Origin of the sequence: Nocardia brasiliensis (assembly GCF_042691675.1) — a bacterium.
In the GTDB taxonomy this organism is placed as follows: Bacteria; Actinomycetota; Actinomycetes; order Mycobacteriales; family Mycobacteriaceae; genus Nocardia; species Nocardia brasiliensis_D.
Map to the genome: position 1 here is coordinate 7,401,255 of NZ_CP170507.1, position 14,053 is coordinate 7,415,307.

The following is a 14,053-nucleotide window of genomic DNA, read 5'->3' on the forward strand; positions in this document are numbered from 1 at the left end:
CCAACTGACCATGGGATTGCACCACCGCTGACCGCGGCGGTCAGGGGAAGGTGCAGGCTGGGCCGCCGCCTGAGCTGTCGACATATCCGGCGCGGAGCATGCGCAGGACTCGGCAGAGGTATTCGCCCGCCGAGCCGGTCGAGGCCGAGCCGGTGTCGGCGACGGTTGTGGGGGTGGGACGGGCGATCGGGGTGGCCGTTGCGATGGCGGCCGGGGTCATGAGCATGGCGGCGATGGCGAGGGAGGCACAGGTCTTCTTCATCAAATCCGTCCGAATTCGTCGGAATCCCCGCCCGCAAGCAGTATTCGGCGCATCCGGCCGGGGCGCACGACCCTAATCCTGCGGGGTCGATCCGTCCCGAGTCAGGGTTTGAGGGGCTGAGCTGCGGTGATGGCTTGGGCCAGGGTGGTGAACGCTTCCTTCTTACCCGCGCCGGTGATGAGCACGCGCGACTGGCCGAGATCGGTGATCCACGCGGATTCCGAGCCGGGCTCGGAGTAGACGATCCACTTCTGGTCGCCGATCTGTTCGGTGCCGCTGGCGTAGCGGGAGCCGAGGACGAAACGGGCGAGCGATTCCTCGGTCGCGTTGCTCTGCGTGAACCGCATGTAGGCGCCCTGCGCAGTGATATAGCCGACAGTGCTGACCGGTCCGCCGCCGGTGCCGCTGATGGATTCGCGGCTGCCGGAGTTGGGGGTCCAGTCGGCGGGCACCGCGGGGTTCCGGATCGGGAACGGCAGGGTGCGCGCGTCGGAGGTCAGAGCCGCCTGCACATCGAAGTGCGGGATCTGTCCCTGCGTCGGACCCTTTGCGCCGAAACTACATTGGCTCGCGAGCCCCGCGAAAACCACGGCGATCAACACCAACGGGATCAGCGACCAGAACAGATCCCGGTAGTCGTTCAGGATGCGTGGCTTTTGGTACGACACGCTCCCCAGTATCCACTCGCCCGCTCGGGCGTCGCCCGTGCACCCCGATCCCGAGAGCAGGGTGTACGCCCGTCTCAGTCCGAGTGAGACAATCGACCGACCGACGCGCGCGGTCAGGGCCGGAGGCGGCAGCTTGCGTAACCACGGAGGACCCCGCGCGCGGCGCATAGATTTCTGTACCGACGCACAGGAGGCACCCCGCAATGACGGCATCTTCCCCGACACCGAGCCGCCGCGAGGCGCCGGACCGCAACCTCGCGCTAGAGCTGGTCCGCGTCACCGAGGCCGGTGCGATGGCCGCGGGCCGCTGGGTCGGTCGCGGCGACAAGGAGGGGGGCGACGGCGCCGCCGTCGACGCGATGCGGCAGCTGGTCAACTCGGTGTCCATGCGTGGCGTCGTGGTCATCGGCGAGGGCGAGAAGGACGAGGCGCCCATGCTGTTCAACGGTGAGCTGGTGGGTGACGGCACCGGCCCCGAGGTCGACTTCGCGGTGGACCCGGTCGATGGCACCACGCTGATGTCGAAGGGCTCCCCCGGCGCCATCGCGGTGCTCGCGGTCGCCCAGCGCGGCGCGATGTTCGACCCGTCCGCGGTGTTCTACATGAGCAAGATCGCGGTCGGCCCGGACGCCGCCGACGTGATCGATATCTCGGTGCCGATCAGCGAGAACATCCGGCGGGTCGCCAAGGCCAAGGGCCTGTCGAAGTCGGACCTGACCGTCTGCATCCTGGACCGGCCGCGCCATGCCGACCTGATCCAGCAGGTCCGCGACGCGGGCGCGCGCATCCGGCTGATCTCCGACGGCGACGTCGCGGGCGCCATCGCCGCGGCCCGCCCCGACTCCGGCACCGACATCCTGGTCGGCATCGGCGGCACCCCCGAGGGCATCATCGCCGCCGCCGCCATGCGCTGTATGGGTGGCGAACTGCAAGGCATGCTGGCCCCCACCGACGACGAGGAGCGGCAGAAGGCGATCGACGCGGGCCACGATCTGGACCGCGTACTCACCACCGAGGATCTGGTGGCGGGCGACAACGTCTTCTTCTGCGCCACCGGCGTCACCGACGGCGATCTGCTGCGCGGCGTGCGTTACTACGGTGGCGGCGCGTCCACCCAGTCGATCGTGATGCGCTCCAAGTCCGGCACGGTTCGCATGATCGACGCGTACCACCGCCTGACCAAGCTGCGCGAGTACTCCTCGGTCGATTTCATCGGCGACGAGCACGCGGTCCCGCCGCTGCCGTAATTTCGGCCGCGCCTCCGCGCGGCGTGTTCGCGGCCCCCTGATGGCTCGCGTTCGAGCGATCGCTGCTGGCGACTACGTCGCTTCGCATCGGCCGCTCGCACGCGAGCCGGGCCGCGAACGGCAATGCTCGATCTCGCTTCGCTCGAAATTGGTGATCGCACCGATCTGGCTGCGATCGGAACAACGTCGCCTGCCGGTATTCCATGGCAGATGTGTGCATGCACTCACGCGTGGCAGCCCCATCACGGCCGTCTCAGGCATATGGTCGAAATCATGACCGAGGAGACGCAGTACCGGATCGAGCACGACACGATGGGCGAGGTGCGGGTACCGGTGGACGCGCTATGGCGGGCGCAGACCCAGCGGGCCGTGGAGAACTTCCCGATCAGCGGACGCGGCCTGGAGCGCGCGCAGATCCGCGCGCTCGGCCTGCTGAAGGCCGCTTGCGCCAAGGTGAATCGGGATCTCGGCTTGCTCGACCCCGCGAAGGCCGACGCGATCATCGCCGCGGCCGGCGAGATCGCCGAGGGCAAGCACGACGACCAGTTCCCGATCGATGTGTTCCAGACCGGCTCGGGCACCAGCTCGAACATGAACGCCAACGAGGTGATCGCCTCGATCGCGAAGGCGAACGGCGTCACCGTGCACCCGAACGATGACGTGAACATGTCGCAGTCGTCCAACGACACCTTCCCCACCGCGGTGCATCTCGCCGCCACCGAGGCGGTCATCACCGATCTGGTGCCCGCGCTCGAGCACCTGCGACTTGCCCTGCTGGACAAGACGACCGAGTGGCGGACCGTGGTCAAGTCGGGTCGCACCCACCTGATGGACGCGGTGCCGGTGACCCTCGGTCAGGAGTTCGGCGGCTACACCCGGCAGATCGCCGCGAGCATCGAACGCGTCATGGCGACACTGCCGCGCCTCGGTGAGCTCCCCATCGGCGGCACCGCGGTCGGCACCGGCCTGAACGCGCCCGACGGTTTCGGCGCGAAAGTGGTTGCGGAGCTGGTCCGCTCGACCGGTATCGACGCGCTGCGTGAGGCGAAGGATCACTTCGAGGCGCAGGCGGCGCGCGACGGTCTGGTCGAGGCGTCCGGCGCGGTGCGCACCGTCGCGGTGAGCCTCACCAAGATCGCCAACGATATTCGCTGGATGGGCTCGGGCCCGCTGACCGGCCTGGCCGAACTTCAGCTGCCCGACCTGCAGCCCGGCAGCTCGATCATGCCAGGCAAGGTCAATCCCGTGCTCCCCGAGGCGGTTACCCAGGTCGCCGCCCAGGTGATCGGCAATGATGCCGCCGTAGCGTTCGGCGGTGCGAACGGCGCCTTCGAACTCAACGTCTATATCCCGGTGATGGCGCGCAACCTGCTCGAGTCGATTCGGCTGCTGGCCAACGTTTCCCGGCTCTTCGCAGACCGGTGTGTGCGCGGCTTGGTCGCCAATGTCGACCACCTTCGCACCTTGGCCGAGTCGTCCCCCTCCATCGTGACTCCGTTGAATTCGGCAATCGGTTACGAGGAGGCGGCGGCGGTCGCGAAAGAAGCGTTGAAGGAGAAGAAGACAATTCGTCAGACAGTTATCGACCGCGGTCTGCTCGACGAGAAGCTGACCGAGGAAGAACTCGACCGTCGGCTCGATGTGCTTTCGATGGCGAAAGTCAAAGACGCGGAATAGGCAGACGCCAGTCGAGCGCCACGTTGGACACCCTCATGCACATCCAACGTGGCGCTCGAACGAGTGGAGGGTGTGTCGCACAGAGCTGACACACCCGCGCAGTGGCGTCAGACAAGAATGCCGAGCGCCGCGAGAAATGCCTTCGCGCCGACACCGAAGAGATCGACGAGGCCGTTGACAATTGCTGTGACCATGATTCTTTCCTTTCCCTGATACCGCGCAATGCGGATGTACTCAGCTAATCGCTGGCAATGCCGCGTGTGTTTCATCACAACTACGCGAAAAAGGAAAGAATCCGGTCGGCGCGGTAAAACCACGCGCCGACCGGGGGTAATTCAGTCGCGCAGGTGCGCGAGTTCGGCGCGGGCCGCTTCGCCTACTTCGCCGAGATCGGTCCGAGTGAAGACGTTCCACCGCTGCAGCATCGGCTTGAAGACCAACTCGTCCTGCTTCGCCGGGTCGTAGATCCCGGCTTCGGCGAGCACCTCGTCGCTGCTGCGCCCGTCGGCCAGGGTCACCGAGGGCACTTTGAAAGCCGCGACCTGGTCGGCGATGGCGCGCATTGTCTGATCGGGCGCGAGGTTCAGGCCCGCGTCGACCAGATCGGCGAAGACGATCGCCTGCAGCTCGTCGTCGCGCGCGATGCGCTCGGCGATCGCGGTGACCATCGGGCTTTCGCCGAGCGCCGCGGTGTTGCGGTGCCGGATCGCGGCCGCGACCTCTTCGAAGGCGCAGGCGGCGAGCACGTCGAGCAGGTGCATGCCGGGGCGGCGGAAGCCGGTGGTCATGTGCGCCATCCGCAACCGCTCCAACTCGACCGGGTCCACCGACCTGGTCACCATGAGGAAGTTGCGGATCATGATTTCGTGGCGGTTCTCCTCGGCGGTCCACCGGCCGACCCAGCGCCACCACGCGCCGGTCCGCAGATACTTGCCGAGCTCGCGATGATACGAGGGCAAGTTGTCGGCGATCAGCACGCTGACGGTCAACGCCAGCTTGGCGACATCACTGAGCTCGGACTGATCCGGGGCCCAGTCGACACCATGGAGAAACGCGAAGTTCCGGCCGTCGTCCCACGGCACGTAGTCGTGCGGCTGCCACCCGTCGGCGGCGTCGATGTGCCGGCGCAGGATGGATTCCACGTCCAGCGCGAGGGATTCGAGCAACTCGCGATCGGTCAAGAGAGTTTGCACCTAGACAACCTAGCCGCTGAGCCCGCGATACGGGGATTTAATGAATGAGACTGGACGGGCGTCCGGGACCAGCTGGGACCGTCCCGGACGCCGAACCGACTGCTACTTCGGCGTGACGGTCGTCTTGCCGTCCACCCAAGTAATGGTGCCACCGGAGAAGTCGCTCTCCTTACCGCCCGCGATGTCCTTCTCGTCGCTGACCGGGTAGCCGAGCTTGCCCTTGGCGCCGCCGTTGTCTTCCCAAGCCTTGCGGATCTCGCCCCACACGATGTGCGGCTCGCCATCCTTGGCCTTGTAGATGGTGCCACCGACGAAGTCCTGGTACTTGCCGTCGTCGGGTCCGTCTTCCTGCGCTTCCAGCGGAGCGCCGAGCGGGCCCGCCGGGCCGCCGGTCTGCACGTACTTGTCGAAAATGTGCCCGGAGACGGTGATGTCGCCGCGCTGCGTCGCGATCTTGGTCTCCGCCGCGGCACCGGAGGTGTGCTCCTCGGTGGTGCCCATCGGGACCGTGGTGGTGGTCATCATGGCCGCGGCCGAGGAGGCCGCGCTGTCGTTCTTGTCGTCGTCATCCTTGCTGCAGCCGGTGGCGATCAGGCCGGCGGCGGCGAGCAGGGCAGTGTATCCAGCCGTTCGTCGAGCGAAGTGGTGCATTTCCATCCTCTCGAAAGTGGCTACCGAGGGCGTCCCCGACTCGGCGACGCCGCTGGCAGCCTAGGCCCCTGTTCGACAATGACCCGGCGAATCCACCAGGGACACGCCGGGTCATACCGAACAGCTATCGCCGGGATATTACCCGTCGATTGTGAGGGGAAACACACCACCCGACTCAGGCGTTCGGGCCGTACTCCTCCAGCATCTCGGTCACGAGCGCCGCGATCGGCGAGCGCTCACTGCGGGTCAAGGTGATGTGGGCGAACAACGGGTGCCCCTTGAGCTTTTCGATCACCGCGGCCACCCCGTCGTGCCTGCCGACCCGCAGATTGTCGCGCTGTGCCACGTCGTGGGTGAGCACCACCCGCGACCCGGTACCGAGGCGGCTCAGCACCGTGAGCAACACATTCCGTTCGAGTGACTGTGCCTCGTCGACGATCACGAACGAGTCGTGCAACGATCGACCGCGAATGTGGGTGAGCGGCAGCACCTCCAACATGTCGCGACTGAGCACCTCCTCCATCACCTCGCGGCTGGCCAGTCCGTCGAGCGTGTCGAAGACCGCCTGTGCCCACGGGCCCATCTTCTCGCTCTCGCTACCGGGCAGGTAGCCGAGCTCCTGGCCGCCGACCGCGTAGAGCGGACGGAAGACCACCACCTTTCGCTGGGTTCGCCGCTCCAGCACCGCCTCCAGGCCCGCGGTCAACGCGAGCGCGGACTTGCCGGTGCCCGCCCGGCCGCCGAGCGAGACGATGCCGATGCTCTCGTCCAGCAGCAGATCCAACGCGATGCGCTGCTCGGCGGAACGGCCGTGCAGGCCGAACGCCTCGCGCTCACGCACCAGTTGGACCCGCTTGTCCGGGGTGACCCGGCCGAGCGCACTGGAACTACTGCCCAGCAACCGGATTCCGGTGTGGCAGGGCAGTTCCCTGGCGTCGTCCACGTCGAGCACGGACTCCGAGTAGAGCTGATCTATCTGGCCCGAGCTGACGTCGAGCTCGACCATTCCGGACCAGCCGGAAGTGACGACGTCCTGTGCGTGGTATTCGTCGGCTTGCAAGCCCACCGCACTCGCTTTGACCCGCAGCGGAATGTCCTTGGACACGAGCACCACCTGGCGGCCCTCGGCCGCCAGATTCAATGCGCACGCCAGAATTCGGGAATCATTGGTGTCGGTGCGGAATCCGACCGGAAGGACCGCGGGATCGGTGTGGTTCAATTCCACCTGCAGCGTTCCACCCTCGGTGCCGATCGGCACCTGCTGATCCAGCCTGCCGAACTGCAGGCGAAGATCGTCCAGGTTGCGCAGGGCTTCCCGCGCGAACCAGCCCAATTCATGGTGATGCCGTTTGCCTTCGAGTTCGCTGATGACCACCAGCGGCAGCACGACGTCGTGTTCACCGAACCGGGTAAATGCCCACGGATCGGACAAAAGGACCGACGTATCGATAACGAAGGTATTGGCGAGGGATTGCGAGGGGTGTGCCCCCTTCGCGGCGGTTCCGCCTTTCGCGGAACGGGATTGCGCCGAGGGAGCGGGAACGGAGCGTGAAGCAGTCACGGTGGGCTCCTCTGTGTCCGCGCGGCACCCGCACGAACGATCTCGCTGGACCGGTCCGTCCTGATGGACCTGACGTTGCCGTCAGATGCCACGAGGGCCGGGTGCCGGCCCCCTCGTACTGATCAGCTCAGTCACGGTCAGGACCTCCCGTACGAGCCACACCGCCGCGGCCCGCACCACCGACGCTACCGCCGAACCAGGCTTCCCCGCTCCCGCACCGGTAGGCGTGTCCGTGAATTTGTCGTTAACCTCACGCCGCACCTGCGAGTAAGCCCGATCGTTGCCGGTCAGCGGAGTTGTCGTCGCCGGGTTCCGGCGGGTGGCAGACCGGGCCCGGCCGCGCCCGTTAGAGTCGCTGGTATGGCCGGTAACGAGGACCTGGAGAAGCTGTCGTCGAAGGAACTGCACGATCGCGCGGTGAAGCTGGCCGTGCGGCACGGGGACGTGAAGTTCCTGTGGCGGTTGCTCAGCTCGATCCCGGCCGCCGAGGCCGCGGCGGGCAACCTCGGCGAGAGCGAAGTGGACATCAAGTACGTGCTGCCGCTGCTCGACGACTACTTGCACGCCGGTGACGGTGACATCGCCGAGGTGTTGCGGCCGTTCTATCTGGAATACCTGAACGAGCACAGCTGAACGCTCGGCACAGCTGAGGCATGGGGTGGCGCTGCCGGGTGCGGTGCTACGAGTCCCCGTCCGCGGCAACGCTGATCGCTCCGGACGGGCAGACCTGCTCCGCCTCCAGGGTGATCGCCTGCGCACCGGGCGGTGGCGCGGGATCGAGCAACTGCACCTTTCCGTCGACGGCGTCCTGGTCGAATACCGCGGGGGCAAGGAGTACGCACATCCCGGCGCCGATGCAGCGATCCCGGTCGATGATGATCCTCATGGGCACACCCACCTACCAAGTGACCGGGAGCCGGTGCACGCCATAGATGTCCATCTCGTGCCGCAGCGGGATGTCCGCCGCCGGGACCGCGAGACGCAGCGTGGGGAAGCGGTTCACCAAGGCGGGCAACGCGATCCGCATCTCGACGCGGGCCAGTTGCTGGCCGAGGCACTGGTGCACGCCGTGCCCGAAGCCGACGTGCCCGACCGCGTTGCGGCGGATATCGAAGATGTCCGGTTCGTCGAACTTGGCCGGATCGCGGTTGGCCGCCTGCACCGACAGCGCGACCGTCTCCCCCGCCTTGATCAATTGTCCGTCCAGCTCGACATCGGTGAGCGCGGTCCGCGACGAGGTGTGCACGATGCTCAGGTAGCGCATCAGCTCCTCGATGGTCTGGTCGGTGAGTTCGGGCCGGGCACGTAGTTCGGCGAGTTGGTCGGGATGGGTCAGCAGCGCGAAGGTGCCGAGCGCGATCATGTTCGCCGAGGTATCCAAGCCCGCGCCGAGCAACAGGGTGCCGACGCCGGCGAGCTCGTCGTCGTCGAGATCGGTCTCGGTGAGGTCGCTGAGCATGTCGTCGGTCGGTTCGGCGCGCTTGGCGACCACCAGCTTGCGGAGGTAGTCCTCGCCTGCGGTGTAGGCCGCCGTCCGTTCCTCCGTGGTGGCGTTCATGTCGTTCACGACGGCGACGTACTGACGGAAGGTGTCGCGGTCGGCGGCGGGGATGCCGAGCAACTCGCACACGGTCAGCGCGGGCACCGGGAAGGCGAACGCGTCGATCAGATCGACCGGACCGCCGGTGCGCGCCATGGCGTCCAGATGGTCGGCGGTGATCGCCTCGATCCGCTCGGTGAGCTTGGCCATCCGGCGCACGGTGAACTTGCCCGCCAACAGCTTTCGGTAGCGGGTGTGTTCCGGTGCGTCGACACCGAGCATGTCGCCGGGCGGCGCGGGCGGCATCGGGCCCACGTCGGCGAGCGGGCTGTGGCCGAGTTCGTAGCGCACGCTGAAGCGTGGGTCGGCGAAGACCGCGCGCACCGTCGCGTATCCGGTGGCGAGCCAGCCGCGATGGCCGTCGGGAAAATTCATGCGGACGAGCGGACGTAGCGCGGCCAGTTCGGTGGGCGGGTCGAAGGGGCAGCCGGGCGGGCGGGTGGTGGGGAGTTCGACAGCATCGGGCAGTGGTTGATTCACGGTGATCTTCCTTCGTTGATTATCTTTTGGATATTCGCAAACGCTACGTTGCGTTCAGTGCGTCATCAACGAATGCGGTTTCGAAATACACTGTGCCAGCTGGTGAAAGCCAAATATGGATTGCACTGGTTCTGTAGCTAAACGCACTGATACATCCTGCGTGTTGCAATGAGATGCATCTGAGTGCAATATGGGCCCAGCCCGCTCGTCACCATGACGCGCTCGCACTCAGGAGGCACGACCCATGCCGGGTGGCAGGTTGACCCAGGAAGATCGCCAGCAGATCGCCGACGGGCTCGCGGAAGGTCTCGGGTACGCCGAGATCGCGCGCCAACTCGACCGGCCGACCTCCACCGTCAGCCGCGAAGTCACTCGTAACGGCGGGCCGAGCCGCTATCACCCCGGCCGTGCGCACAAGGCGACCGAGCAACGCGCACGCAGACGCAGGTCGCCATCGACGACCGCCGAAACCTCCCCCGCCGCAGGCGATGTGGCGATTCAAGAGTTCCTGACGCAGTTCACCGTGATCTGCGTCAAGACCGGAATCCCGCGGACCGCGGCGGCCGTGCTGGCCTGCCTGTACACCACCGACAACGGGAGCCACACCGCCGCCGAACTGACACAGCGACTCCAGGTCAGTCCGGCCACCATCTCCTCGGCCGTCCGGCTACTCGAGGAGCAGGGGCTGATCCATCGCGAACGCGATGCGCGCAGTCGCCGCGACCGCTATCTCGTCGACGAGAACATTTGGGTCCGTGCGACGTTGGTCAGCGCGCAACAGATTTTCGATCTGGCCGAGCTCACTCGACGTGGTGTCGATTTGTTCGGCAGCACGACACCGGTGGGGGCACGCGCGCAGCACACCAGCGAGTTTCTCGAATTCGTCGGCCGGGACATGCTCGAATCGGCGCAGCGCTGGCGAAAAGTGCTCGCCCAGCAGCGAACCCGAGCTTGAGCTGCCGCCGCGGCGCGTTCAGCTCCGCGGCGCGTTCAGCTCCGCAGTGCCGCTCAGCTCCGCAGCGCCGGCGCGGTTGCGCCGCGGGAGAGCGCGGCACGCCACAGTCCGACGACGGTGCCGCGCAGGAAGTTCTCCCAGCTGAAGTGGTCGTGCCACAGGATGATTCGGCCGTCGCGCAGTTCGAAGGTGCCGGTCACCCAAAAGGCGATCCGCACCGGGCCGAAGCGCAGGATATCGGTGCGGTCGGTGAGCACGATGTCGCCGTTGGCGGCAATGTGGTGCATCTGCACCGCGAAACCGAACGCGTCCCGATTGAGGTTGAGCAGTATCTTGCGCGCCAAGCCGCCGCCCACATCGGGCAGTGAGGTGTTCTTCCAGACGATATCCGGGTGCAGTAGTTCCAATGCCTCCGAAACGGCGCCGAGCTCGAGTGCGGACAAGAACTCCCGCACCGTGGTGATCGCGTCTTGCTGCAGTTCGAGGTCCTGAGTCATGTTCCGACGATAGGCCGTACGCGGGCCGAACGGCAGTCCCGTGCGACGGTTCAACTGTTCGCTCGGCGGGCAATGAGGACGGCAAGACCATCGAGAACTCGCTCGATACCGAAGTTCAGGGCATCATTCGGGCCACCCGAATCAGCCGAAGTGCCTGTTGCGGCGGCCTCCTCGGCGAAGGCGGCGCGGACGGCGGGGTAGCGATCGCCCGCCGCGGCCATCATTTCGGTGATCTGGGCGGTGAACTGCACCGTCGGATCATCCCCGAGGGACTGGATCTGCTGCGTCAGACTACGGATGTGGCCGTTGAGCAACACGATCGTGTCGAGCCGTTCCGACCCGGTGAGACCGGTGGCGGTGAGCGCTACCAGCGCGCTCTCCATCCAGGCCATTTCATTGGGCCCGAAGGGGCGAGCACCGGCACTCAGTTCGATAGCCCACGGATGCGCCGTGTAACGCTCGTACAGCGTCTCGGCCCATAGGCGAAGTCCGGCACGCCAGCTTTCCACGTCCGGATCAGCTTGCACCGCAGTCATTTCCGGCGGCATTCCCATCGCAGCGTCGAGCATCAGGGCGGTGAGCTGCTCCTTGCCCGGCACATACCGGTACAGCGACATCTTGGTGAAACCGAGCCGGTCGGCCAACCGCTGCATGGACAGGTTCGCCAACCCTTCGGCATCGGCGAGGGCGATCGCCTCGGCCACGATCCCCGCCAGCGAGAGGGCGGGCTTCGGCCCTCGTTTGGGCCGCTGCTGGGTGCCCCACAGCAGTTGGACGGTGGTCGGTGCGGGCATGACCAGATCCTTCCGGAGAGCAGGTTGACCTGAAACTGTGTCTACCATACGCTGATTTGTGTCCATCGGAAACAGAATCCGGTGGACGCAGATCTAGGGTTCAGGAGTCTTCATGCGTAACCAGTCCGTCCTCGTTTCCGGCGCTAGCGTCGCGGGCCCTGCCCTCGCCTACTGGCTGCACCACTACGGGTTCGACGTCACCGTGGTCGAGCGGGCTCCCCGATTGCGTCCCGGCGGCCAGGCCATCGACTTCAAGGGCCGCACGCAGCTGACCGTGCTGGAACGCATGGGCATCCGCGACGACATCGAGCAGCGACGGACCGGCACCACCGACACCGTCTTCGTCGACGAGCACGGCAAGCGGCTCGCGACCATGTCCGGCGATTTCACCGGCGGCGACGTGGAGATCCTGCGCGGCGACCTGGCCGAGATCATGTACCAGCGCACCGCGGAGCATTGCGAATACCGGTTCGGCGATTCGATCAGCGCGCTCACCGAACTCGCCGACGGGGTGCACGTCGAATTCGAGCACGGCCCGGCACGCACTTTCGACCTCGTCTTCGGCGCCGACGGCATCCACTCCCGAGTACGCAGGCTGGCATTCGGACCGGAACAGGATTTCGTCAAGTACCTGGGACATTATTACTGCATCGCGGGTGCCAGCCCGTGGTTGGCGAAGTCGACCGGACCGCGCGAGCGCGCGACCGCCTACGCCCACAACACTCCTGGCAAACTCGCGCTCAGCGGCGGCCCGAAGGCCGCCCAGTTCTACCTGTTCGCCTCCCCCGAGCTCGACTACTCCCGCGACGACACCGCCGCCCAACGACGCATCATCGAGGAGGTCTATGCCGAGATGCGGTGGGAGGTGCCGCGGATGCTCACGGAGCTGGCCGACTTCGACGACCTCTACCTCGACTCGCTCAGTCAGGTCCGACTGAACGGGCAGTACACCAAGGGGCGGGTCGCGCTGGTCGGCGACGCGGCCTACGGAAACACGTTGGGCGGCTTCGGTAGCGGGCTCGCCGTGGTCGGCGCGTACGTCATCGCAGGCGAACTTGCCGTCGCCGAGGGGGATTACGCGGTGGCCTTCGCCCGCTACAACGAGATCATGCGGGGCTACGCCAAGATCGCGGGCAATCAGAACGCGGGAAAGTTTCTCGCGCCGAAGACCGCACTCGGCATCACTGTGCGCAACCGGTTCTTCGAATCGCGGATGTTCTCGCTGATGATGAAGTACATGGACAAGGTCACCAACGACATCGACCTGCGGGATTACCCAGGCTTGGTCGGCCCCGCCAAGATCAACTGAAACCGTTGGCGCCGGGCGAGTTTCGTCTTCCGTAGCCAGGTTTCGTGCCGACCGGTACGGACGGGTCGAGGTCGATGTGCTGGCACCGGAGAATCGGCTGTGTTTCGATGGAACCGGAGCGGGGCGGGGCGCGTCTATAGGGTCAGAGGCACTGACGAAAGGGGACGGTGATGGCGGTGGACAGCCCGTTTCCCGGGTACATCGAGGATGCGAAGACCGGGGCGTTGACGGTGCGGATGGATCCGCAGGGGTTTGTCGATATCGATAGGGCGTGCGAGGAGCTGGTCAATCAGCTGACCGGCGTCCGAGCCGACGCGCGCGAACTCGGCGAGAAGACCTCCTGGGGCCTCGGTGAAAACAACCCACGCCTATCGTCGGCCGTCGAACTCGTACAGTTGTTCCGGGAGAAGGCATTCGGTGGACCGAACAACGCCTACGACACCTTGAGCGACTACATCGCGGTCGCCGAGGAGATCCGGGCAATGTTCAAGGCCATCTGCGAGACCTATCAACGCACCGATGCCGAATTCGCCGCAAAGTTGCTGGAGATCAGGACATGAGTCTCCTCGAGCGCGAAAGTCGCCCACCCCTAATCGGATTGGCCGCCGCGGCGCTCCTACCTATCCTGCTGGCGGGATGCGGCGGCGAGGCAAAGACATCGGGCACACCGACAACGACAACGTCCACCGCGCCGTCCGTCACCAAGGCAGCGGGTTCCGATCCGCAAACCGCCTTCGACCCGTGCACCGCCCTGAAACCCCAATTCCTCGCCGAGCACCAATGGGACGCGTTGCCGCCCACACCGAAGCAGAACAGCACCGGCGGCATCAGCTGGAAGGGCTGCCGCTATGTGGCCAAAGCCGGATACGGGTTCACCATCGAAACCACCAACGGCACCCTCGACCAAGTGCGTGAGAAGTTCCCTGCGGCCGTGAACATCTCGGTCGGTGACCGCAAGGCGCTGCGCTATGAGGCCAGGCCCGACGTACCTGGCGGATGCACAGTAAATGTCGAGATGAACGGCGGTTCGCTCTACGTTCTCGTCGACGACCCGACCGGCAAACATCCCCGCAAACTGTCGCCCTGCGACAACGCCACCGAAATCGCCCAAGCAGTCGCACCATTGCTGCCCACCGGCAGCTGAACAACCCCACGGGGG

General features: G+C 66.1%; 17 protein-coding genes. 7 read left to right on the plus strand and 10 right to left on the minus strand.

Annotated elements, in window-relative coordinates; genetic code table 11:
- Positions 1–40: 40 nt before the first annotated feature.
- Both ACFK0J_RS34105 and ACFK0J_RS34110 read right to left on the minus strand, forming a co-directional pair.
- A complete protein-coding gene (locus ACFK0J_RS34105) occupies positions 41–262 on the minus strand; it encodes a hypothetical protein (RefSeq protein ID WP_378733818.1) in 222 nt (73 codons plus the stop codon).
- A gap of 101 nt (positions 263–363) precedes the next feature.
- Entirely contained in the window at positions 364–930 is a 567-nt protein-coding gene (locus ACFK0J_RS34110) for a DUF4245 domain-containing protein (protein ID WP_378733819.1), read from the minus strand.
- 203 nt (positions 931–1,133) lie between these two features.
- Between ACFK0J_RS34110 and glpX the strand changes: the two genes are divergently transcribed.
- A complete protein-coding gene (gene glpX, locus ACFK0J_RS34115) occupies positions 1,134–2,177 on the plus strand; it encodes a class II fructose-bisphosphatase (protein WP_218471472.1) in 1,044 nt (347 codons plus the stop codon).
- Positions 2,178–2,450: 273 nt separating this feature from the next.
- Positions 2,451–3,854, plus strand: a complete 1,404-nt coding sequence (locus ACFK0J_RS34120; RefSeq protein ID WP_378733820.1) for a class II fumarate hydratase — start codon at positions 2,451–2,453, stop codon at positions 3,852–3,854.
- A 107-nt stretch (positions 3,855–3,961) separates the two neighbouring features.
- On the opposite strand, the gene ACFK0J_RS34125 is transcribed toward ACFK0J_RS34120, so the two are convergent.
- From ACFK0J_RS34125 to ACFK0J_RS34140, 4 genes are all read right to left on the minus strand, one after another.
- Positions 3,962–4,123 carry a hypothetical protein gene (locus tag ACFK0J_RS34125; RefSeq protein ID WP_378733821.1) on the minus strand — a complete coding sequence of 54 codons (162 nt, stop codon included), beginning with the start codon at positions 4,121–4,123 and terminating at the stop codon, positions 3,962–3,964.
- A gap of 66 nt (positions 4,124–4,189) precedes the next feature.
- Positions 4,190–5,047 (minus strand): acyl-ACP desaturase, encoded by an 858-nt coding sequence (locus ACFK0J_RS34130; RefSeq protein ID WP_246634172.1) that lies wholly within the window; start codon positions 5,045–5,047, stop codon positions 4,190–4,192.
- Between the two features lie 102 nt (positions 5,048–5,149).
- Positions 5,150–5,704: an LGFP repeat-containing protein gene (locus tag ACFK0J_RS34135; RefSeq protein ID WP_378733822.1), complete on the minus strand. Its 555-nt coding sequence runs from the start codon at positions 5,702–5,704 to the stop codon at positions 5,150–5,152.
- Positions 5,705–5,873: 169 nt separating this feature from the next.
- Positions 5,874–7,259, minus strand: a complete 1,386-nt coding sequence (locus ACFK0J_RS34140) for a PhoH family protein (protein WP_378733823.1) — start codon at positions 7,257–7,259, stop codon at positions 5,874–5,876.
- A 360-nt stretch (positions 7,260–7,619) separates the two neighbouring features.
- Here ACFK0J_RS34140 and ACFK0J_RS34145 point away from each other — a divergent pair, with 360 nt between their 5' ends.
- The gene (locus ACFK0J_RS34145) at positions 7,620–7,892 is read left to right on the plus strand and encodes a hypothetical protein (RefSeq protein ID WP_218471476.1); all 273 of its coding nucleotides are present in this window, start codon (positions 7,620–7,622) and stop codon (positions 7,890–7,892) included.
- 46 nt (positions 7,893–7,938) lie between these two features.
- On the opposite strand, the gene ACFK0J_RS34150 is transcribed toward ACFK0J_RS34145, so the two are convergent.
- Complete coding sequence (locus tag ACFK0J_RS34150) at positions 7,939–8,145, minus strand: ferredoxin (RefSeq protein ID WP_378733824.1); 207 nt, start codon at positions 8,143–8,145, stop codon at positions 7,939–7,941.
- A 12-nt stretch (positions 8,146–8,157) separates the two neighbouring features.
- A complete protein-coding gene (locus ACFK0J_RS34155; RefSeq protein WP_378733825.1) occupies positions 8,158–9,339 on the minus strand; it encodes a cytochrome P450 in 1,182 nt (393 codons plus the stop codon).
- Positions 9,340–9,583: 244 nt separating this feature from the next.
- Here ACFK0J_RS34155 and ACFK0J_RS34160 point away from each other — a divergent pair, with 244 nt between their 5' ends.
- Positions 9,584–10,294, plus strand: a complete 711-nt coding sequence (locus ACFK0J_RS34160; RefSeq protein WP_378733826.1) for a helix-turn-helix domain-containing protein — start codon at positions 9,584–9,586, stop codon at positions 10,292–10,294.
- 53 nt (positions 10,295–10,347) lie between these two features.
- Here ACFK0J_RS34160 and ACFK0J_RS34165 read toward each other — a convergent pair whose 3' ends face one another.
- Positions 10,348–10,791: a limonene-1,2-epoxide hydrolase family protein gene (locus ACFK0J_RS34165; protein WP_378733827.1), complete on the minus strand. Its 444-nt coding sequence runs from the start codon at positions 10,789–10,791 to the stop codon at positions 10,348–10,350.
- Positions 10,792–10,841: 50 nt separating this feature from the next.
- A complete protein-coding gene (locus ACFK0J_RS34170) occupies positions 10,842–11,585 on the minus strand; it encodes a TetR/AcrR family transcriptional regulator (RefSeq protein WP_378733828.1) in 744 nt (247 codons plus the stop codon).
- A 112-nt stretch (positions 11,586–11,697) separates the two neighbouring features.
- Here ACFK0J_RS34170 and ACFK0J_RS34175 point away from each other — a divergent pair, with 112 nt between their 5' ends.
- The 3 genes from ACFK0J_RS34175 to ACFK0J_RS34185 all read left to right on the plus strand — a co-directional run bounded on the left by ACFK0J_RS34175 (position 11,698) and on the right by ACFK0J_RS34185 (position 14,038).
- Positions 11,698–12,894 carry an FAD-dependent monooxygenase gene (locus ACFK0J_RS34175; protein WP_378733829.1) on the plus strand — a complete coding sequence of 399 codons (1,197 nt, stop codon included), beginning with the start codon at positions 11,698–11,700 and terminating at the stop codon, positions 12,892–12,894.
- A gap of 170 nt (positions 12,895–13,064) precedes the next feature.
- Positions 13,065–13,454, plus strand: coding sequence for a hypothetical protein (locus ACFK0J_RS34180; protein ID WP_378733830.1), 390 nt, complete (start codon positions 13,065–13,067; stop codon positions 13,452–13,454).
- Positions 13,451–14,038 carry a DUF3558 domain-containing protein gene (locus tag ACFK0J_RS34185; protein ID WP_378733831.1) on the plus strand — a complete coding sequence of 196 codons (588 nt, stop codon included), beginning with the start codon at positions 13,451–13,453 and terminating at the stop codon, positions 14,036–14,038. The genes ACFK0J_RS34180 and ACFK0J_RS34185 overlap by 4 nt, the downstream gene beginning before the upstream one ends.
- Positions 14,039–14,053: the final 15 nt, after the last annotated feature.